Origin of the sequence: Kistimonas asteriae (assembly GCF_018263925.1) — a bacterium.
Taxonomy (GTDB): Bacteria; Pseudomonadota; Gammaproteobacteria; order Pseudomonadales; family Endozoicomonadaceae; genus Kistimonas; species Kistimonas asteriae.
This window is the reverse complement of record NZ_JAEVHF010000017.1, coordinates 100,839-122,311: the sequence shown is the minus strand read 5'-3', so window position 1 is coordinate 122,311 and position 21,473 is coordinate 100,839. Positions and strand designations below refer to the sequence as shown.

At 53.3% G+C, this 21,473-nt stretch carries 18 protein-coding genes and 1 pseudogene; 8 read left to right on the top strand and 11 right to left on the bottom strand.

The annotated features are described in order from the left end of the window. Positions 1-122 (top strand): annotated as a pseudogene (locus KHS78_RS17780) (IS1595 family transposase); the annotation flags it as partial. 269 nt (positions 123-391) lie between these two features. Here KHS78_RS17780 and KHS78_RS17775 read toward each other — a convergent pair. From KHS78_RS17775 to KHS78_RS17750, 6 genes are all read right to left on the bottom strand, one after another. After that, entirely contained in the window at positions 392-1,711 is a 1,320-nt protein-coding gene (locus KHS78_RS17775; protein ID WP_211829960.1) for a protein DA1, read from the bottom strand. Between the two features lie 132 nt (positions 1,712-1,843). Continuing rightward, the gene (locus KHS78_RS17770) at positions 1,844-2,095 is read right to left on the bottom strand and encodes a YfhL family 4Fe-4S dicluster ferredoxin (RefSeq protein WP_211829958.1); all 252 of its coding nucleotides are present in this window, start codon (positions 2,093-2,095) and stop codon (positions 1,844-1,846) included. Positions 2,096-2,134: 39 nt separating this feature from the next. Next, entirely contained in the window at positions 2,135-2,617 is a 483-nt protein-coding gene (gene coaD / locus KHS78_RS17765; RefSeq protein WP_211829957.1) for a pantetheine-phosphate adenylyltransferase, read from the bottom strand. 175 nt (positions 2,618-2,792) lie between these two features. After that, a complete protein-coding gene (locus KHS78_RS17760; RefSeq protein ID WP_211829956.1) occupies positions 2,793-4,415 on the bottom strand; it encodes a GMC family oxidoreductase in 1,623 nt (540 codons plus the stop codon). 69 nt (positions 4,416-4,484) lie between these two features. Beyond that, a complete protein-coding gene (locus KHS78_RS17755) occupies positions 4,485-5,084 on the bottom strand; it encodes a hypothetical protein (RefSeq protein ID WP_211829955.1) in 600 nt (199 codons plus the stop codon). Positions 5,085-5,145: 61 nt separating this feature from the next. Then, positions 5,146-6,585, bottom strand: a complete 1,440-nt coding sequence (locus KHS78_RS17750) for a coniferyl aldehyde dehydrogenase (RefSeq protein ID WP_211829954.1) — start codon at positions 6,583-6,585, stop codon at positions 5,146-5,148. 143 nt (positions 6,586-6,728) lie between these two features. On the opposite strand from KHS78_RS17750, the gene KHS78_RS17745 reads away from it, so the two are divergent. Next, on the top strand, positions 6,729-7,400 hold the full coding sequence (locus KHS78_RS17745) for a TetR/AcrR family transcriptional regulator (RefSeq protein ID WP_211829953.1): 672 nt from the start codon (positions 6,729-6,731) through the stop codon (positions 7,398-7,400). 24 nt (positions 7,401-7,424) lie between these two features. On the opposite strand, the gene KHS78_RS17740 is transcribed toward KHS78_RS17745, so the two are convergent. Next, positions 7,425-8,939 (bottom strand): hypothetical protein, encoded by a 1,515-nt coding sequence (locus KHS78_RS17740; RefSeq protein ID WP_211829951.1) that lies wholly within the window; start codon positions 8,937-8,939, stop codon positions 7,425-7,427. A gap of 235 nt (positions 8,940-9,174) precedes the next feature. Here KHS78_RS17740 and dps point away from each other — a divergent pair, with 235 nt between their 5' ends. Continuing rightward, complete coding sequence (gene dps, locus KHS78_RS17735) at positions 9,175-9,663, top strand: DNA starvation/stationary phase protection protein Dps (protein WP_211829950.1); 489 nt, start codon at positions 9,175-9,177, stop codon at positions 9,661-9,663. On the opposite strand, the gene KHS78_RS17730 is transcribed toward dps, so the two are convergent. Together KHS78_RS17730 and rsmD are read right to left on the bottom strand one after the other, a co-directional pair. After that, the gene (locus KHS78_RS17730; protein ID WP_211829948.1) at positions 9,654-10,691 is read right to left on the bottom strand and encodes a hydrolase; all 1,038 of its coding nucleotides are present in this window, start codon (positions 10,689-10,691) and stop codon (positions 9,654-9,656) included. The genes dps and KHS78_RS17730 overlap by 10 nt on opposite strands. 101 nt (positions 10,692-10,792) lie before the next feature. Continuing rightward, the gene (gene rsmD / locus KHS78_RS17725) at positions 10,793-11,383 is read right to left on the bottom strand and encodes a 16S rRNA (guanine(966)-N(2))-methyltransferase RsmD (protein ID WP_211829946.1); all 591 of its coding nucleotides are present in this window, start codon (positions 11,381-11,383) and stop codon (positions 10,793-10,795) included. A gap of 212 nt (positions 11,384-11,595) precedes the next feature. Between rsmD and ftsY the strand changes: the two genes are divergently transcribed. The 4 genes from ftsY to rpoH all read left to right on the top strand — a co-directional run bounded on the left by ftsY (position 11,596) and on the right by rpoH (position 15,916). Continuing rightward, a complete protein-coding gene (ftsY, locus tag KHS78_RS17720; protein WP_211829944.1) occupies positions 11,596-12,954 on the top strand; it encodes a signal recognition particle-docking protein FtsY in 1,359 nt (452 codons plus the stop codon). A 74-nt stretch (positions 12,955-13,028) separates the two neighbouring features. Beyond that, positions 13,029-13,703, top strand: a complete 675-nt coding sequence (gene ftsE, locus KHS78_RS17715) for a cell division ATP-binding protein FtsE (protein ID WP_211829962.1) — start codon at positions 13,029-13,031, stop codon at positions 13,701-13,703. Then, entirely contained in the window at positions 13,700-14,851 is a 1,152-nt protein-coding gene (gene ftsX, locus KHS78_RS17710) for a permease-like cell division protein FtsX (protein WP_211829941.1), read from the top strand. The genes ftsE and ftsX overlap by 4 nt, the downstream gene beginning before the upstream one ends. Before the next feature lie 207 nt (positions 14,852-15,058). After that, on the top strand, positions 15,059-15,916 hold the full coding sequence (gene rpoH / locus KHS78_RS17705; protein ID WP_211829940.1) for an RNA polymerase sigma factor RpoH: 858 nt from the start codon (positions 15,059-15,061) through the stop codon (positions 15,914-15,916). 71 nt (positions 15,917-15,987) lie between these two features. On the opposite strand, the gene rep is transcribed toward rpoH, so the two are convergent. Further along, the gene (gene rep, locus KHS78_RS17700; RefSeq protein ID WP_211829938.1) at positions 15,988-17,997 is read right to left on the bottom strand and encodes a DNA helicase Rep; all 2,010 of its coding nucleotides are present in this window, start codon (positions 17,995-17,997) and stop codon (positions 15,988-15,990) included. 521 nt (positions 17,998-18,518) lie between these two features. Between rep and KHS78_RS17695 the strand changes: the two genes are divergently transcribed. Continuing rightward, positions 18,519-19,697: a hypothetical protein gene (locus KHS78_RS17695; protein WP_211829936.1), complete on the top strand. Its 1,179-nt coding sequence runs from the start codon at positions 18,519-18,521 to the stop codon at positions 19,695-19,697. Between the two features lie 175 nt (positions 19,698-19,872). Here the strand turns inward: KHS78_RS17695 and ppx are convergent, their stop codons facing one another. Next, on the bottom strand, positions 19,873-21,375 hold the full coding sequence (gene ppx, locus KHS78_RS17690; protein WP_211829934.1) for an exopolyphosphatase: 1,503 nt from the start codon (positions 21,373-21,375) through the stop codon (positions 19,873-19,875). Positions 21,376-21,473: the final 98 nt, after the last annotated feature.

Here is a 21,473-nt window from a genome sequence, read left to right as displayed (position 1 = left end):
ACTGTTATCGATTTAACCGGCGCTTTGATTTGAAGGCGATGGTATCAAGGCTGGGTTACATGGCTGCGCGAACCTGCCCCATGCCAGCAAGGCTTCTCAAGCTGGCTGAGCCACAGTGGTAATCAGGATGCTGTTTGTGAGGACTGCTCAATGGAAGTCACCTTCTCTTTTGAGGGGGTTCTCGCTTGCTATTGACAATTATCAACAGGATTTGTTTGGTTATTGTTTGCTGTGGAATCAGCTTTGTTAGATTTGATAGAGAGTGGTAGATGAGTTTTAGTTTGTATAAAATGATTTTTACTTTATTAATTTTTCTGTTTTAGTTATCAAGTGTCAGTGTTTTTGTTAGGGGTAGCCGACGTTATGGCATGTTGTTTGATAGAGGTTGATGTTATGTTAGTGGAATTTTAGATGCTAATCTCGCAATGAGGGTTTCAATATTACTTCCCAGTTCATTGTATAGTGAGTGGATCTTGCGAAAACCATCGCCGTAAACTGGGCATTGGTTTTGATGCTTTAGCCGCATATGCAAACTAGCCAATGGTGTCTTTTGTTTTTCCAACCATAGATATTCCATAAACTCACAGAGACCTTCCTCTTCCATTGTGGAGAGAGCAAGGTGATTATGAAAAACCCATGCATGCGTCAATTCATGGATAACGGTCTGACAGAACATGATTCTTGGCATGTCTTTTTGAATGAGTATTTCTTTTATACCGCGTCTTATTTCTTTTTTATTTATTGAATGCAGTCTTTTTACTGTCTTGCCAATACTGTGTTTTTTGGGGGATTGATCTTTCTTGTTGAGTTCCTGGTGATCAGTAAAGCGTATCGGAATATCTTGACGGGTAATGTCCATGCCGAGAGACTTTAAATCATTTTTTAGCTGGGCAATGATTTTATCCCTTTCTTCTATGGGAACTGAAGATTCTTCAGGAGAGGTATGACATTGTGGGCAAGTATGCATGTCCTTACCAAAAGGAAAGCTCTCCGAGTTATAAATATGCCGCTTACAACTTGTACATAACGGGTCATCATGATGTTTTTCACAGTAATATTCTCCCCAAGTGTTTTTGAATATAGTCTTTGTGAGTGGGGCGCGACAGTAGTGGCATTGTAAACATTGCTTATGATAATTTTCCTGTTCGAGTACGCTGTAAACTGAGTCTTGTATGGGTTGTTGGCAATGATTGCATCTTGGGCAATATGCCTTGATATAACATGGTTCACACCATGGTTTGCTTTCAAGTTCTACCGATCTATTCGCCCCTATCAACTCGTCACACTTGAAGCAGCGAAAACACTCAGGGTGCCAGTTTCTGTCAAGCGCGTTAATCCATTGGCTGTCTAACGGGCTTTGGCATTTGCAGCATAAATTGCTGTTTTCTTGAGCTGAGTGTTCGTTGTCAGCATTTTTGGTATTGAATGGAGGGGGGGGGATAGCCTCTGACTGGAAGGTGTCTAAATTGGCGAAAAAGTCATGTGGATTTTTGACGCTGGGAACGCTGTCAACGTCTATAACAGTGGAAGATCGTGATTGAATAGGCTTTTCTTCTGGTTGGCTATTCGAGGGAGGAATAACCGTTTGGCTGGTAAACCGTGTTTTAATTGATCGGTATAAAAAAACAATTTTAGTTTTTATATAGTCATAGGCATCTTTTAGAAAAGATATACAGCAACAGTTGTTATCGTGGGAAATGTCATTATTCATTATCAGTGATTATCTTGTTTTGAAACCGCAAATACCCACTGATTGTAATGACTTCGACAATGCCTCGGGATAACAAAGCGGTCAGTTATACTGACTAATCGATAATGAACAGGGAAGGCGGTCCAGCAAGGCTTACGCCTTGCCGGTAATGATGCGGTATTTCTCCATCAGTTCCTCTTCTGTCTCCCGGTTGTCGGGATCCAGGGGGATACAGTCCACCGGACAGACCTGCTGGCACTGGGGCTCATCATAATGGCCCACGCACTCGGTGCAGAGGTTCGGGTCGATCTCGTAGATCTCTTCGCCCGGCGAGATGGCGCTGTTCGGGCACTCCGGCTCGCAGACATCACAGTTAATGCAGTCGTCAGTAATGATCAGTGACATGGTCTTCTATCTCAGGCCGGTAGCCGGACGGCGGCAGGTTCAGGGCCTGCCGTATTTCTCGCTCAGCGCTTCGGCGATTTGCGGCTCAACAAACTTGGAAACATCTCCGCCCAGGGAGGCGATTTCACGCACCAGTGTGGAGGAGATGTAAGAATACTGCTCAGCGGGCGTCAGGAACAGGCTTTCCACTTCCGGCGCCAGTACCCGGTTCATGTTCGCCAGCTGGAATTCATACTCGAAGTCAGAGACGGCGCGCAGACCACGCAGGATCACGTCAGCCTTGGCTTCGCGGACAAACTCGGCCAGCAGGGAGCTGAAACCGCAGACTTCCACGTTGCTGATATGGGCGGTGACGTCGCGAGCCATCTGTACCCGTTCGTTCATATCGAACAGGGGTTTTTTCTTCGGGCTTTCGGCAACGGCAATAATGACCTTGTCGAACAGCCTGGCGGCCCTGCTAATCAGATCGCCGTGTCCCCTGGTGATCGGGTCAAAGGTACCCGGGTAAATCACGGTGCTCATCAGTCTTTATCGTCCTGTATTCGAGTTGTGCCCGTCTTCGGCCTGACTCTCCCAGTATAAACCGTGATGGGGAGCGCCGGACAACAAGGCTGCGCATGGTAGCGACTGGCAGACGATATCACAAGTCATCCGGGGGGCTGAAGCCTAACAGGCACCAGCCCTGCAATGACAGTGCCTACACCTGCTGTACCGGGATACCCGACGTATTACCGGTCAGTCTGCCAGCCAGAAGGCTGGCCATTCTCGCCGCCTGGCCGTAGATCGACAATTGGGGGTTAGCGCCGATGCTGGTAGGGAAGACCGAACCGTCAATGACGGAAAGGTTCTCGAGGTAGTGATGCTCGCCGCGACTGTTGACGACGGTTTGGTAACGGTCCTCGCCCATGGGGCAGCCACCCATGACGTGGGCTGAGCCGATCAGGGTGCGGTACTTTTTCATCGGCAGTTCGTTGATCAGGGCTGTGACTTTTTCCAAAGAATCCACGTAGGACGCATCCTGGTGCAGGGGCCGAACCTTGCGGGCGCCGGCGGCAAACTGGATCTCCGCCATGGTCTGGAGTGCCCGGCGGACGCCGTCCCAGAGGTAATCAGTCATCGGGTAGTCGAGGATCGGGGTGCCATCGTTGCGCAGCATCACCTGGCCGCCAGGGCTGTCCGGGTGAAAGCCATCCCGTAGCAGGGCCAGGGTGCAGGCGGTATATGGCAGGTCAGCCATGCTGTCGGCCATCTGTTGGCCATGCGCTTTTATCAATGCAGCGGCTAATCCGGGTTGCAATGGCGTGGCTTCCAGCTTGAAGCCTGCCGGGCCGGAAACGCCGTCTCTCCACTGGAAATGGTCGCTGTGGATCGATTGGGGGGCGCCATAGTAGCCTTCGATCTTCTCCGGCATGACGGCCATGACCATGGGAACCGGATGCAAGAAGGTTCGCTTGCCCGTCAGTTTGTAAGGATCGGGCGCGTTGGAGCGTAACAGCAGGCCGGGGCTGCCAATGGCGCCGGCGGAGAGTACATAGTGTTTTGCCTTGACGGTGAAACGGTGACCGGTGGGATGGACACTGTTCGCATCCATGCCGGCGCAGACCAGTTCGCTGATGGCATCGCCCTCAAAACGGAAGTGTTCCGCCCGGGCAAGGTAGAGTAGCTCGGCATTGTTTTGCAGGGCGCCGGGAATGGTCGTGACCAGCATGGATTGTTTGGCGTTGGTCGGACATCCTGTGCCGCAATAGCCCAGATTCCAGCAGCCAGCGACATTACGCGGGATGATTTTCCAGTCATAACCGAGCTTGTCACAGCCCCGTTTCAGCACGTCGTTGTTGCCATTGGCGGGAATCTGCCAGGTCTGGACGTTGAGGCGTTTTTCCATCTGGGCGAACCAGGGCGCCATGTCGGCTTCGCTGGTGCCTTCGGTGGCAAAGTTATCCGTCCAGTACTGCAGGGTTTGCGGTGGGGTTCGGAAACTGGAGGTCCAGTTGATCACCGTGGTACCGCCGACGCAGCGCCCCTGCATGATGGTGATAGCACCATCTTTGCTCATACGCCCCGCGCCTTCCTGGTAAAGATCCGAGTAGGCGCGGCTTTCATCCATGTTGAAATCATTCGAGGATTTCAGCGGGCCGGCCTCGATCAGCAGGACTTTCAGGCCTGCCTGGCTCAGTATTTCTGCAGTTACGCCACCACCGGCGCCGGTGCCGATGATGGCGACATCCGCCTCGAACTGCGCCCCGTCTTCCATGCGGGACCCGTTGTGAACCTTCCAGCCGCTTTTCACACCTTCGGCAAACAGGTCTTTGATGGCCATGCCATACTCCCCCAAAAACGTCGGCAATCAATCCCCCACCTTATTGGGTAGGGTGGTTATTTTTTGTTTTTAATAGCGGTTGGTGGCTGTCACCAGAATATTGCTGTGTGGCGGACCGGAAAAGCCGAGGTGCAGCCAGGCGCTGCGGGTCTCATGCCAGGCCATCAGGCTGAGCTGATTGATGGATGAGTAGGCCATGCGGAACAGGGCCAGACGGCTGGTGCGCCAGCGTTGCAGGAAGGTTTCGGCCATGGCCGGCGTCACCTGTTCCCACGGCTGCCAGATGCCTGTGGTAATCCCCTTGGTTAGCGGTCCGGTGGCGACATCAAAGAGTTTACGTAACTCATGCTGTACTGCCGGTGACATGCGACTGATATTGTTGTCCAGCTGTTGCAGCCCCCGGATGACGGAAGGCTTGCCTTCATTGCCCTCAGGGATCGACCCTTTCAGCAGGGCGGGCAGAATCGCGGAGAGAAAGGCGACATCCTGAAGCTGCAGCCACAGGTAGCCGGGATGGGCGGAAGGCGATTCTTTTTGTGCAATGTTGACGGCAACGCCGGAAGTAACCAGCACTGCGCTGCCCATCAGGCCGGCTTTCAGAAAACGGCGGCGGCCGACCAACAGGGACTCGGTGCCTGCGACGGCCTCAGGCCGGGACGGTTTGCTCATATTATTGTTATCTCGGCAAAGCGATCGCTCCGGCGTCATGCCGGAGCGATAGGGTTATGGATCAGCGAATGAAGAGTTTCTGGACCAGCTGATGCAGTTTGCCGCCATAAGGGGGGTAGATGAACTTGGCCGCATTGAACTTCTGCTTAAGGAAGACCCCCTTGGCCTTGGAGAAGGTCAGGAAGCCATCATGGCCGTGGTAGTGACCCATGCCGGAGGGACCGATGCCGCCGAAGGGAATGTCGTCCACGGCAACATGGAACAGGGTATCGTTGATGCAGACACCACCGGAGTGTGTGGTATTGAGCACGTGTTCCTGGGTCAACTTGTCATAGCTGAAATAGTACAGTGCCAGCGGGCGGGGACGATCACGGACGAATTCCAGCGCCTGCTCCAAGGTGTCGTAGGGAATGACCGGCATGACCGGACCGAAAATTTCCTCCTGCATCACCGGCATGTCATCATTGACGTCCGTGAGGATATGCAGGGGCATCCGGCGGCTGCCATCGGCAATATTTTCTTCGCCGATCACATGGACGGTCGCGCCCTTGTTGCGGGCATCGGTCACCAGCTGCTGCAGGCGCTGCTTCTGGCGTTCGTTGACGACGCTGGTGTAATCCTCATTGCCCGCCACGGTAGGGTACATGCGGCTGAACACCCTGCGGTAGGTGTCAATAAACTCGTCCTGCTTGTCGCGCGGACAAAGAATATAGTCGGTGGCGACGCAGGTCTGCCCGGCGTTGAACGACTTGCCGAAGCAGATTCGTTCCACAGCATCTTCCATCGGAATGTCTTCACCGATGATAGAGGGTGACTTGCCACCCAGCTCCAGTGTCACAGGGGTCAGGTTCTCTGCAGCGGCACGCATGACGATCTTGCCGACCTGCGTGGAACCGGTAAACAGCAGATGGTCAAACGGGAGCCTGGAGAATTCGGCGGCAATTTGGGCATCACCATTGATGACGGCCACGTGTTCTGCCGGGAATGTATCGGCCATGATCTTGGCGAAACAGTCGGCGGTGTTTGGCGTGAATTCCGACATCTTGATCATGGCATGGTTGCCTGCTGCCAAGGCACCGACCAGCGGCAGTACGCCCAGCTGAACCGGGTAGTTCCAGGGCACCATGATGCCGACAACGCCCAGCGGCTGGTACACCACTTTTGCACTGGCAGGCTGCAGGTGCTGGCCTACCCTGCGACGGCTGGGTTTCATCCATTTCCGAACCCGCTTGATGGTGTGGTTGATATCCTGGGCAATGGGCATGATTTCCGCGAGCAGGGTCTCATCGCGGGAGCGGCCGGAAAAATCCTTGTTGATGGCGGCGATAATCGCTTCCTGGTTATTCAGGATGGCATGCTTGAGCTTCTTGAGGTTCGCGATACGCTCTTCGGCCGTGGGCATGGGGTTGGCGCGGTAGGCTTTTTGCTGGATAGCGAAGACTGACTGCATATGCACCGTTTCTTCCTTGCTGGTTTGCAGGTATTCCGCCGTGGTTGCCATCCTGTGATCCTCGTTGTCGGCCCGCCGTCAGTGCAGGCATTATTTTGTTATTGTTGTGTTTTACGAATGAGTGTTGAGAAAATTAGAGCAATTACTCTAAACTGTCAACAGACCTTACAATCGCTTTGAAATAACGAGGCCCGATGTCAGACCGAGCAGTTAAAACCCGGGAACGGATACTGGAAGCCGCACGTGAACTGTTTAATGAACAGGGCGAGAAGGCGGTGACCACCAACCATATTGCCGCCCATCTCGGGATCTCACCGGGGAACCTCTATTACCATTTCCGCAACAAGACCGCGATCATCCAGGAGCTGCTGGTTCAGTATTCCAATGAAGTGCAGGCGTTCCTGACGCCGCCGGATCCCGGGCAGAAGGCGGATGTCAGTGCGAAACGGCATTACCTTGAAGCGGCGTTGCAGGCCATGTGGCATTACCGGTTTCTGCATCGTGATATGCAGCGCCTGGCCGCAGAGGAAGTGCTTCGCAGTGAGTATGAAAAGCTGGCCGGTTTTGCGGTGCAGCGGATTATCACGATCTACCGCAGTTTGATCGACAGTGGAGTGATGGTGATTGATGAGCGGGAGCTGGAGGCACTGGCTTACAACCTCTGGCTGGTGATTGTCTCCTGGGTCAGCTTTGTGGGGTCTGGTTTGGCGGCCGGGGCGGGGCAATTTTCCAAGGATACGATTCGGCGGGCTATCTATCAGGCACTGTTGCTGGATAAACCTTATGTCACTGATGAGGCCCGGAATGATTTTGAGGCATTGCTGGAAGAGTTCTATGTGCCGATCAATCAGTGGTTCATGCCGTAATTCCTAGCCAAAGGGTAGTACACGTTAATTTGTCTGTATTGTCTCTATCTCCCTATAGGTGATTTGAACGATCGGTTTGGTTGCAACCAATGTCCCTCGTTTCAGATGTTCGCCATCAAAGGTTGCCTGGGAAAAGAGTGTGTATTCCACGCCAGAAAGATTCACCAGTGTGTTATGTGCAAAGCAGTCTGGGCGGGTTGATGTGATGCGATACCCGATGGAATAATCACCATTGCTGTGTTGGGTGATGGTGCATTGTTTGCGGCAATACTTCTCATCAACCATGGCCGTGATATGTAAGGGGGTGATTTGCTGTAAACGCGCAGTTTCCAGAGCGGTCATATAAGAAGGAAAGGTCTGGGTAGCCATTTTGGATAGTGTTTCTGCGATTGTATCGTCGCCGGTAAAACGCTTCAGGTCGGCTTCAGTCAGAGCATTTTCTTTCGATCTATAGATGACGGCATTCTGTGAATCGTCGGCAAGTATGTAATCGTCTCGTCGGCAATCACCTTCAAACTCTTGCCCAAAAGGTGACAATCCATTCGTGTACTTGAGGGTGTCGTCCCAGTCTTCAGCCGAGGCCTTATCCAGCCCTAGCAACTCAGGTTTTATTTGGCCGTTGCTGGTACCTTGATGGAATAACGTCGGCAGTCGTTGCAGTGAAATTTGGGCCAGTTTGTCTTGCTGTGTATCGGCTTCTTTCCTTAGCCAGCGTTTGCGCTTATCGGAAAGATCAGTGTTATTGACTGAGTCGGTTAACTGTTCAAGAAACTTATATGCCGCCGAGAGGGCTGCGTCATACTCAGCATCATTTTCCATTTTCTCATAATGGTCAGCGAGCATCTTGCATGAACAGACAATAGCGTTATTAGGGTATTTTTCTGAGGCATATCGGGTAGCGTTTCGCGTGAGGCCATCAGCCAATGACTGCATGTCGTCGTGGTATTGCCGACTCCATTCACTTTCACGGGTAGTGTTGGGTTCTAACGGCGGATCAAGCGGTTTGCGCGCATTATCTAAAGCGTATATCAGTGAGGATTTATGTCGGTTGATCAATCGGTGGCTTAATAATATCGACAGCTGGTAGTCATCAAGGCGATCGGCAGATAAACATTCATTGGCGATATCCTGGCAGGCACTGTAAAGCACTTCCTGTATTTCCCCGCTAGGCATCTTTTGAGCTAACTGCCTGAGATGCTCACAGAGTGTCAATCCGCTGCAGCCTTGCATATTGGTCAGCAACCGATCAATGACCGTTTCACTGTCCGCATCGTCACACATATCCCAGTCACTATCCGTATCATTTTCATTGTCAGTGGAAGTATCGGAATCACCTTCTGGTTGTTGATTATCGCTGAGGGTGATCTGGCGATCCTGCACTGCGGTGGTGTCGCTGTTGTTTTCCGAGGGATCAATGACGTGTTGCCGCCGGACGTTTCTCAGGCTGGCAACTTTCCGTCGCAACCATGCGCCGAAGGCCAGAAAGGGCTGCCCAACGGTTGTGATGCCGGTTTTTATTAGCCGAGAAATCGATTCCATCGAAGCGCTATTCCTGACGACCTGTCGTTAATTGTAGGAAACTTTTACATCCTGGATTGGACGTCATTTCTCTATCCAGTGCCGCGTTTCAGCATGATTTATTTTGCAGAAATGCCCGTTTTCTCCTAAATGCTTCTTTATACGACTGGATGATAACGACTGACTAATAACTGTGTTGTCATTCCTCAGGATGAGCTTGGGCACGATCATGAGGGGGTATGACGGAGTTTGTCTTATGACGCATACCTATGAAGCATTGAAGGACGATGTCAAACTGCACTCCTCCGGGGAGCTGCAGACGCTGCTCTATTGTGGACTAGACCTGTATCTTCAAATCAAGGAGTCCCACTGGACGCTGGCGGGTCGGGAGTTTCTTTCTGTCCACCGACTGCTGGATGACGTGGCGTCCTGCGTCAGTGACGCAGTGGATGACATTGCAGAGCGGATCGCACAGCTGGGCGTTAGACCCCGTGGTACGCTTCAGATGGCGGCAGAGCATTCCAACCTGTTGCCTTATCCTCATGACGTCGATTCCATCGATCGGCATATTGAGGTCATCAGCGAACGGCTGGCCTTTTTCACCAGTGAGTGTGTACGAGTCATCGGCAGTGTTGATGAGCAGGGCGATGTGATATCCGCCGATCTGCTGACATCACGGGCCCGTGAAATCGATAAGTTGCTCTGGCTGGTGGAATCCCACCTCCCCACAAAAACCTACAAGTGAGCCGCAGACTGTTTGGATGTGTGATCTGATAGCTGTTCTTTCAGCCAGGCAGGGATACGCTCCTCAAGCCAGTAGCGTGGTTTCAGGGGCGATCCTGTGACGAAGCCCACATGGCCGCCACGGGGGGCTAATTCCAGTTGTGTCGATGCTGAGAGTTCCGTTTTTTCTGGAATGGAGGATGCGAAAACAAATGGGTCATCCATGGCGTGAATAATCAGCATCGGTATCTGGATGGAAGGCAGGAACTGGCGGGAACTGCAGCAGGCATAATACGCTTCCCCGCTCTCAAAACCGTGCAGCGGCGCTGTGAACTGGTGATCGAAGTCCTGAAAGGTTTTGATGGATTCGACATCGCCCAGCGCCTCCAGCGTTTCCAGCAGCTCATGCCTCTGTTGCTGGTGGAAATGCTGTTTCTTCCGGGTGATGTAACCCATCATGTCGCGCAGCAGCCGGTTACGGTAGGCGCGGGAGAATCCTTGGTTGATGCGTTCCGAGCTGCGGGAAAGCTCAAAGGGGACGGAGACTGCGACAGCGCATGTCAATGGCGTTGTCGCCTGTTGTTCTCCGAGATATTTGAGCAGGACATTCCCGCCCAGTGAAAAACCGACAGCCCCCAGGGGGCGGTTGGGGTAGCGCTCAGCCAGCTGGTTGGCAACAGCGTCCAGATCCTCTGAAATACCGGAGTGATACCCTTTGGTGTGATGGTTCACTTCTCCCCCGCAGCCGCGGAAGTTCATGGCGACACTCTGGTAGCCCTGTGCCAGCAGCGCAGCCTGCAGGCCGAGAATATATTTGGAGCGTGAACAGCCTGTCAGGCCATGCAGCAGGATGATCAGTGGTTGTCCCTGGGCATGGCCGCACCAGTCCAGGTTGATAAAGTCCCCGTCAGGCAGTATCAGCTTTTCCCGTGTTCGGTGAGGCATGGGCTGGCGCTTCAGCAGGGGCGACCACAGAGTCTGCAGATGCGGCCCGGGTAGCCACCAGGCAGGCTTGAACGGCGCATCAGAGGCAGTGCGAGAGGTTCCCATGCTGGTAGTCCTGACCGTGAGTATTCGGAAGATTCTCTGTTTGTTGGGCTATGATGCCATAACAATATGATCAGGCAGAGCGTCAGCCTGCCTGAGAAATCTTATACAACGCGATAGAGGCAGGAAATCACCTGGCCGGCACTTTTCTCTTTCCACAGTTCCCAGTTGGCGGGTACGGGTAATGGGCTCAGCTCTTTTTCTGCTTCCACATAGACCAGTGCGTCCTGCGCCAGCCAGCCGTTGGATTGTAACTGCTCGCACACCGGCTGCAGCAGTTGTTTGCGAAAGGGCGGGTCCAGAAATACCAGGTTAAATGTCTGTAACGCTGGACGGCTGAGCCATTGCAGGGCATCGGTTTGTTCAACCCGGGCGTTCTCGGAGCGAAGGGCTTGCAGGTTGTTTTTCAGGGTTTGTGCAGCTTTGGCTGAATATTCAAGGAATACGGTCTCGCTGGCGCCTCGGGATAACGCTTCCAGGCCCAGGGCGCCGGTCCCGGAAAAGGCATCCAGGCAGCGGGCATCAGCGACCCAGCCGGTCAGCCAGTTAAACAGGGTTTCCCGCACCCGGTCAGGCGTGGGGCGTAATCCTTCGACATCGGCGACGGGGAGTTTCCGGCTTCGCCAGGTGCCGCCAATAATGCGTAGCTGGCCGCCACCGGCATGGGACTGCTGACGGCCACGTGTATGTTTCATGTTGCGTTCGGGTCAGTTGGCATTGGGCGGCGATTCTAGCATGGCTCAGGATTGGGTATGAAATGCAGGACTTAATGTCGACTAATATCGTTTCAAGCCGGTACAAATGGTAGGATTGCAGTTATCTTCCACGTTGTTTTTGCCTGCCGCTGAATCTGCGTCGATTCCGGTCCGCAACAACGTCCACTCAGCTCGATAATCAAGTAACGACGATGTTTGGCAAAAAAGATGAAAATGGTGCGGAAAAACGCCGTTTCTGGCCTTGGGGCAAGAAAGACGAAACCGTCGCACCGCAACCGGCTGCTGAAAACCAGCCGGAAACCGAAAAGCCTGTAGCGCCAGAGTCGGCCATTGCGGAGGGTCATCAACCTCCAGTGGCTGAGTCTGTCGAAAAACGTGAACCGACGATAGACCCGAAGCCCGAATCCCCTGCAGAGCAGGTAGTCGCCGACAAGGCTCCTGATGTTGCAGATGTAGCGCCAAAGGTCGTGGTGCCGGAAGTGCCACAGGCACCTGTTCAGGCGGCAGTGCCCGCTGCACCGGACGTTCCGCAGGCATCTGTACAGACCGCTGTGCCCGCGGAACAGGGCGTTGTACCAGAGCTTGTTGCTCAGCCTGAGGTCGAGCCGGAGCAGGCCGATGGTGGTTTCTTCAGCCGGATGAAAAAGGGGTTAACCAAGACCCGGGCTTCCCTGGTGGAAGGTGTCGCCACGCTCTTTATCGGTAAGAAAGAGATCGATGATGAGCTGATGGAAGACCTGGAAACCGAGCTGGTCATGGCGGATGTCGGGGTGGAAGCCACCCGCGACATCATGGCCGGCTTGACGGAACGGGTCAAATACAAGGAGTTGGATGACGCCGATGCCCTGATGACGGCGCTCAAGGTCGAACTGGCTAAGATCCTGGAACCAGCCGATAAACCCCTGGTGATTGACCAGAGCCGCCAACCCTATGTCATCCTGGTTGTAGGGGTAAATGGTGTGGGCAAGACCACCACCATCGGTAAGATGGCCAAACGCCTTCAGAAAGAAGGTCGCAAGGTGATGCTGGCGGCCGGGGATACCTTCCGTGCAGCCGCTGTTGAGCAGCTGCAGGTCTGGGGTGATCGCAACCAGATCCCGGTGATTGCTCAGCATACCGGTGCAGACAGCGCCTCTGTGATTTACGATGCTTTCGAAGCCGCAAAAGCCCGTGGCGCGGATGTTCTGATTGCCGATACCGCTGGTCGTCTGCATAACAAAGAACACCTGATGGAAGAGCTGAAAAAGGTCAAGCGGGTGTTAGGCAAACTGGATGAGGCGGCGCCGCACGAAGTCTTGCTGGTGATGGATGCCGGCACTGGCCAGAATGCCCTCAGCCAGGCCAAGCTCTTCAATGATACCGTCCAGGTGACGGGCATGGCGTTGACCAAGCTGGATGGCACCGCCAAGGGCGGGGTCGTCTTTGCCCTTGCACGTCAGATGCAGTTGCCGATCCGTTTTCTGGGCGTTGGGGAGCAGATTGATGATCTGCGGCCTTTCAAGGCGGCGGAGTTTGTGGATGCCTTGTTTGCCGATACCGAGTTTCAATAACAGGGAGATGGGGGCGTCGGGTGTTGCATTCATGATAACACCGGGACGCCCGGTCCATGCCGGACCCGACAAACATGATTCATTTTGACACTATCACCAAGCGTTACCCCAATGGTCACGTGGGATTAAACCAGATCAGCTTTCGGCTGGACCGAGGGGAGATGGCTTTTCTCACGGGGCACTCTGGTGCGGGTAAGAGCTCACTGCTGAAACTGATTATCCTGATGGACCGGCCGACGTCGGGTTCCATCCAGGTCGGTGGTTACCAGTTGTCCAAGCTGCGGCGGGCACAGATTCCCTCGTTGCGGCGCAATATCGGCGTGGTATTCCAGAACCATCAGCTGCTGTTTGACCGTTCAGTGTTCGATAACGTGGCCATTCCCCTGCAGGTCGCCGGCTTTTCGCCCGAGGAAGGTGCACGCCGTGTCAGGGCAGCGCTGGATATGGTGGGGCTGCTCAACAAGGAAAAGCAGAATCCATTGTCGTTATCGACCGGTGAACAACAGCGGGTCGGCATTGCCCGGGCTGTGGTCAACCGACCCCCGGTGCTGCTGGCGGATGAACCGACGGGTAACCTCGACCCGGAACTCTCGGAAGAGATTATGCAGCTGTTCCATAACTTTCATCAGGCGGGTGTGACGGTGCTGGTGGCGACCCATGATCTCGATCTGGTACAGCGTATGGGTAAGCGTGTACTGACCCTGGATCAGGGGCAATTGATCCGAGACTGTCAGGTGGTGTCGGCATGATCGGTTCTTTATTCAAGCGAAAGCCATCGAACCAGCAGCGCAAAGCGTCAGAGAAGCGTGGGCGTGAGCGAGCCCGGAAGCAGGCTGTGACCACCTGGCGTGAAGCGTCCATCGTATCCGATGGACGGAGTCGTGAAAGTAAACATCGACAGAAAGCGCCCGCCCATCAGCCATCCCATCCGGCGCCCCCCAAGCCAGTGGTGCGGGAGCGGCGTAATGGGGCAGGGTTACGTCGGTTTTTCATTCTGCAAAAGCGGGTCGCAGGGGAAGCCTTTTCCCGTCTGATGGCGACACCGTTGGCCAGTTTGATGACGATTCTGGTATTGGGGATATCGCTGTCGCTGCCCACGCTTCTTTATGTCTCGCTGAGTAATATCGAAACCCTGGCAGGCGGCTGGCAGGGCGTTGCCCGCTTATCGTTGTTTCTGAAGCTCGATGCCAGCGAACAGCAAAGCCGGCAATTGCAGCAGGCGTTGTTGAAGGAGCCCGGCGTTGAATCGGTTACCTACATTTCTGCACAGCAGGGGCTGGCGGAATTCGAGCAGCAGTCTGGGCTGGCCGGCCTGGTTCGGCAGTTGGGTAAGAATCCTCTGCCGGCGGTACTGGAAGTGACCCCGGAGCTATCTTTGGCGCCGACCCAGCTTGTCGCGCTTCAGGAGCGTCTGTCACGATTGCCACAGGTCGATGTGGTCCGTCTGGATCGTGATTGGGTGGAACGCGTCCATGCCATCCTGAATCTTGGGCGTCAGGCGACCTGGGGATTGGCGTCCATTCTCGCTGTGGCCTTGTTGCTGGCGGTGGGCAATACCATCCGTCTGCTGGTGACGGCGAGAATGGATGAGATCCGGGTGATCCGGCTGGTGGGCGGTACAGACGGTTATATCATGCTGCCGTTTGTCTACACCGGATTCTGGTATGGCGTACTGGGTGCAATGATGGCCTGGTTGCTGTCCGGTATCCTGTTCCTGATGGCGTCCGGCGCGGTGGATGATTTACTGCGTCTTTACCAGAGTGATTATCGCCCCGGTTTCCTGGGTTTTGCTGATACGCTGATACTGGTTGTCTCGGGTGCAGCCATTGCCACGCTGGGGGCCTTTCTAACGTGCCGTCGGCAGTTGCTGCAGGATGAAACCGCCGCGGAAGGTTGATTTTGGACCGACCTTTTCCTGTTACTTTTGCTGACGGAATTGGTCGGTTGAGTTACCGGTTCTGATCCCTATCTATACGTATCCTGTAGTATACTTTTAACGATAAGTAGCAATAATAATGGCGAAAAAATTGAACTATTTTGGGAAATAGTTGTCTGTTTGAAAGAGTGTTACACTCACTGCAGTTTTTAATGTCGGAGTTCGTCAATGGGTAACAGTTTACAGCGTGTTGAATTGCTTGTGCCGGGGCGCAACCTTGATGCGTACATCCAGGCCGTAAGCAGCATCGCTGTGTTGTCCGCTGACCAGGAGCGTGAACTGGCTGAACGCCTGTACTATCAGAATGACCTGGAAGCGGCAAGACAGCTGGTCATGTCGCACCTGCGTTTTGTGGTGCACATCGCCAGAAGTTATACCGGGTATGGTCTGTCACAGTCTGACCTGATCCAGGAAGGGAATGTTGGCCTGATGAAGGCGGTCAAACGTTTCAACCCGGAATACGGGGTGCGGCTGGTTTCTTTTGCAGTGCACTGGATCAAAGCTGAAATTCACGAATTCATTCTGCGTAACTGGCGTATCGTCAAGATCGCCACGACCAAGGCACAGCGCAAGTTGTTCTTTAACCTGCGTTCCAGCAAGAAGCGGCTGGGCTGGTTCTCTTCCGATGAGGCCGAGGCCGTTGCCAAGGATCTCGGCGTCGATCCCAATGTCGTCCGTGAGATGGAAAGCCGCATGGCGGGGCAGGATACCGCGTTCGACGGCTATGCCGATGATGACAGCGATACCAGCTACCAGGCGCCGGTGCATTACCTTGAGGATCAGCGTTATGATCCGGCCACCCAGCTGGAAGAGAGCGACTGGGAAAGCAATGCCTCCCAGCAGCTGCAGGAGGCTCTGAGCAGCCTTGATGACAGAAGCCGGGATATTCTTCAGAGCCGCTGGCTGGATGAAGATAACAAGGCCACCTTGCATGAGTTGGCAGCGAAGTACGGCATTTCCGCTGAGCGTATTCGTCAGCTCGAGAACAATGCGCTGAAAAAACTGAAAGGTTTTATGGCTGCCTGATATTTCTCAGGGATATAAAAAACGCCGCTTCTCCAGCGGCGTTTTTTATGGTGGGCAGAAACGTGCAGTGCCTACAGATTCAGACTTTTCCGCATGAGAGAGAGCGCGTCATTGCCCCGGGCTGATTGTTGCTCAGGCGTACTCCGTTCTCCCCAGCCTTCATAGGCCAAGTCTTCCTGGGGGAGCTCATCAATAAACCGGCTGGGTGTGGTATCGATGGTTTCACCGAACTGCCGGCGCGTGGCTGCCAATGTCATGGTCAGCGCCTTGCGGGCGCGGGTGATGCCGACGTAGGTCAGGCGACGTTCTTCCTCGACATTGTCTTCTTCAATGCTGGTACGGTGCGGCAGCAGGTCTTCTTCCATGCCTACCATGAAGACGTAAGGGTATTCCAGTCCCTTGGAGGCGTGCAGGGTGAGCAGCTGTACTTTGTCTGAATCGTCCTCTTCTTCCTGCCGCTCCATCATATCCCGGAGCAGCAGTCTTGAAATGGCGTCTTCGATGGTGGCGTCTTCATCGGCACGGTCAAGAATCTGCTGAATCGACTCTACCAGGAACCAGACATTACCCATCCGCTTTTCCGCGACCACTTCACTGCTGGAATTCTGGTAGAGCCAGTTTTCATAATCGCTGTCAGCGATCATCTCCTTGATGGTGGCAATCGGGTCATCCGTGCTGCAGCGGCGGGTGATGTCATCCATCCAGGCGGTGAAACGGCGCAGTTTTTCCACATAACGGGCGTCCAGCACCTGTTCGAGGCCAAACTCGTGGCAGGCCTGGTAAAGACTTACATGGCGATCGCCCGCATAGGTGCCCAGCTTTTCCAGTGTGGTTGGGCCAATCTCCCGGCGTGGCACATTGATGATACGCAGAAAGGCGTTGTCATCATCCGGATTCACCAGCAGGCGCAGGTAGGCCATGATGTCCTTGACCTCGGCCCGTGAGAAGAACGAGGTGCCGCCGGTGATGTGATAGGGCACCTGGTGTTGCTGCAGTTTCAGCTCAAGCAGGCGGGACTGATGATTCCCCCGGTAGAGGATGGCGTAATCCCGGTAATGGGTGTCGCGCTTGAGCTTGTGGGTCAGGATTTCAGTGGCAACCCGTTCCGACTCCGCATCTTCATTACGGCAACGGATAATGCGGATTTCATCACCCATACCGAGCTCGCTCCAGAGCTTCTTTTCGAAGACATGCGGATTGTTATCAATCAGCACGTTGGCGGCTTTCAGAATACGGCTGGTGGAGCGGTAGTTCTGTTCCAGCTTGATCAGCTTCAGGCCGGGAAAGTCTTCGTTCAGCTGGATCAGGTTTTCCGGCCGAGCACCCCGCCAGGCATAGATGGACTGATCGTCATCACCCACCACTGTAAAGCGGGAGTGACCGCCTACCAGCTGCTTAACCAGCAGATATTGGGTTGAGTTGGTGTCCTGGTACTCATCGACCAGCATGTAATGGATTTTTTTCTGCCAGCGCTGAAGCACGTCCGGATTGTCGCGGAAGAGTTGTACCGGCAGCAGGATCAGATCATCAAAATCGACGGCGTTGTAGGCGCGAAGGGTGCGGTTGTAATGGAGGTAGACTCTTGCTGCCAGCATCTCCTGGTCATTACGCGCCATCTGCAGGGCCGTTTCCGGCGGCAGCATGTCATTCTTCCAGTTGGAGATGACATGTTGAATGAAATCCAGGGAGTCGTCATTGTCTGCCATCTCGCGATGCATCAGTTCCTTGATCAACGATTTGGCATCCTGATCATCAAAGATGGAGAAGCCCGGCTTAAAGCCCAGGGTCTTATGCTCTTTGCGGATGATGTTCAGACCAAGGTTGTGGAAGGTCGAAACAGTCAGGCCATGGGAGGCGCGCCCTTTCACCAGTTTACCAACCCGCTCTTTCATCTCCCGCGAGGCCTTGTTAGTAAAGGTCACGGCGACAATATTGCGCGCCTTGATACCGCACTCCTGGATCAGGTAGGCGATCTTGGTGGTGATTACGCTGGTCTTGCCACTGCCGGCGCCGGCCAGCACCAGCAGGGGACCGCTGATGTAGTTAACCGCTTCAGCCTGACGGTCGTTGAGTCTGGACACTGTGGAGAACGACTCCTTGTCAAAAGGGGATATTGTATCCTGACACGTCACAGAGTCACTGCGTAGTTGTGCTTTTGTGTGTTAGCAGGACTGTCAGGTAACAGGACTTAGCTGATGGCGTCCAGATGATTAAAAGGGTCGTGCGCAATGATGGCAACACGGGTAGCCACATTTTGTTGCATGCTCCAGAGATCCACAACGGGATTCGTTTCTCTGTTTTTAAGGGATCAGTCAAATCCTCTCTGTTTGTTCAAACCTGGTTGTTTCTCCAAGATCCAAATTTTGGGCTGAGCGCATTTCAGGTATTCGTTCTGATCCGCCATAGCAGGGGGTCATTGAGGCAGCTATGGCTGATCGAGAGCCTTCCCCTACAGCCATCTATACAGGTTATAACTGCCGCTTTGGCTTGATTGAATAGGTGCAGTTTAATGGAACTTTTTATAGGCAACTTTTGTCATAAAGCCACAATCCGGAGTGATTGAAATAATTGGACAACTGAATACGTGAGGGCTGGGGCTTTTATGGATAGATTAGGTGGGAATAATGGCGCATTAGTGAAAAACACCAGTTTGGAAAGTAACGATAAAAATGGGGAGAGAGAGCAGGCTTCAGCCTTTGTGCAGACTGTTGAGGGCGTTACGACACGCATAAGCAGAGATGGTAATGGCGTGAGTGCATGTCCTCAGGACGGGACTGCCGGAGCGAGATCAAACGACGGACGGCAAGTTTCTGTGATTCAAGTTAAGTGCTCCGATTCTGAACTCCCTGCAGGACACACTTATCAGCCTTATTTTTGGATATCTCGTCAGGCTGAAGCCTATTGCCAAGAGTACAAAGAAGATTATGAAACAACAGATCTTGATTATAAGTTGTGTAAAAAGTACCAAGCCAGTCACCAAGCCTGGTTAGCCGAACAGCTTACCATGACAGAGCAGGCCGCCAGTGAATACTTTAAAGCGCGCTTCGAGTATAGATTTGTTGACTATGGTTTTACCTCTACGGATAAAAGTCCATGTAGGAATTATGGTGTATTTGCTAAGTCGGCAGTAAATGTTGGCGAGTGTCTTGGGGTTTGTTCAGGGGTAGGATATTGTATTCCAGAAGGTGAAATTGCTATTGGGGCCGGAGCTACGGAAAGGCAGAAAGAGATAGCTCTTCGTGCGTTAAAACGTGTGCCGGATTTAATGAGTTACTTCCGTACGGTGGTGGCGGGTCTGCGTAACAAAGGATTGGGAAAGCGAACGCTAATGAAATACATGTATAGTGTGCGTCTTTCAAAAGGTGAAGCATTGTTTCGCTACTTGCCTGATAACGAACACTATACACCTATGCACTTTATTAATTCCGCAAAAAAATATAATGATGTCAATGCTAAGTTTTTCCTTGTCTCTTTAAAAACTACCGGCGGCCTATATCATGTGCCAGTATATCTCGCCGTTAAGGATATTTCTGTTGGACAAGAAATATTGGCAAGCTACATGATGGATGAAGATTATGTAGCCTCAGCCGAAAATACGGCTGAAGATGAGCGAAATGAAATCGTCCGCCGTATGGAGGGTGAGCTTAAAGTACTGGATGAAATCAGTGCAACTCTGGGAGCCTGCCCTGTGTCACGGTACGCTGATGCGCCTGTTCACTATGTATCGGAAGAGCTGCGAAAAAGCCTGTGTAAACAAGGAAAGTCGCAACCCCGCCATTAATTCAACTCGGTATTTATCATTTGGGTAATAATACCCAGTTATTTGATTCTTCGGGAGAGGGGCGTTCCTTTATCAATGCAGAATGTTAGATGAGCAGAGGATATCGTCAATTATGCAATATCCTCATCGTGATTCACGCTTTATTTCTGGCAAGTTTTAAGGCGGATGAATCAGGTTAAATATATTTCAGCTTATAACCTGCACGCTGCAAGTACTCCCTTTCATGCTCGATATTGGTTTTTGTTAAGGAACGCTTGTCCAGCCAGCTTTCCGGAAACTGCAGTAACATCTGGCGGTCTTTGACTTGCAGTTCAATCTCAGGCAATCGATCCGTACGAATCTGGTTTAACAGAATGGCCAGACGCAGCAGAATCATTAATCGCAGCAGTCGGGTGAACTCTGCGCGTGGTAGTTGGTAGAGAGACTGTAGCGGCAATGTCCGGCGGTGACCCCGGACCAGCATGGCCAGTTGCTGCTGTTCGCGGCTGGAGAAACCGAGCAAGTCAGAATTACGGATGATATAGGCGCCATGTCGGTGAAATTGAATGTGAGAGATATCCAGCCCAATCTCATGTAGCAGGGCCGCGCCTTGCAGGAGCTTGAGATCCTGTTCATTCAGTTTCCAGTCATCAGCCACCTGCTGAAATAGCAGTGTCGCATGCTTGCTGACACGGCGGGCCTGTTCCTCATCGACGTGGTAGCGGGTCATCAGGGCGCTGATGGTGCGTTCGCGGACATCTTCATGGCTCTGGCGACCGACCAGGTCGTACAGTACGCCTTCGCGCAGGGCGCCATCGGAGTAATCCATGCTGTCGATATCCAGGCTGTCGAAAGCCGCGGTGAGTATCGCCAGTCCTGCAGGGAAAATAGCAGCACGCTCAGGTTTCAGCCCCGGGAAGTGCACTCTTTCCACTTTCCGGAATTGCAATACATCCCGCTTGATCTGTTTGAGTCCGTCCCGGGTGATACGATCAATACCCTTTTCCGCCAGGATACCGTGCACGGACTTGATGGAGCCGGATGAACCAATGGCTTCTACCCAGCCCTCGCTGCGGTAGTTTTTCTCGATGTTCATCAGTTCCATGCGGGCACTGTAATAGGCTTCCCTGAACCGTTTTTCACTGAGGTTGCCATTGGGAAAGAATTGGTGAGTATAGCTCACGCAACCCATGTGCAGACTTTCCAGCAGCTGCGGTTCAAAGCGCTGGCCGATGATAAATTCAGTACTGCCGCCACCGATATCGACGACCAGGCGACGATCGTTGTCATCGGAGTAGGTTTGCGCCACGCCCAGGTAAATCAGGCGGGCTTCCTCGCGTCCGGCAATAATATCGATCGGGTGTCCCAGTTCCTGCTCAGCCAGCCGGACAAATGTGTCACTGTTTCTGGCTTTACGCAGCGCGTTGGTACCCACGATCCGGATGTTTTCAGACGCCATGCCGTCAATATATTCGGCAAACTTGCGCAGGCAGGTGAGGCCCCGTTCCATGGCTTCATCGGTGAGCAACCCCTGCTCATCAATACCGGCGGCGAGCTGCACTTTTTCCCCCAGTCGCTCGACCGGGCGGATTTCATTGTGATCCTGGCGGGCCACAATCATGTGGAAACTGTTGGAGCCGAGGTCTATGGCAGCCACGAGCGGCTGGCTTTCGGCGTGGGTGACATCGAGTGTTGTCATGGCTTATCAGTCACTTCGAGTAATGGGGCAAGAATACCAGATGTCTCCGGAGAGGGGGACAGCACTAACCAGATGGTCAAGCTTTGCAGGGCATAAAT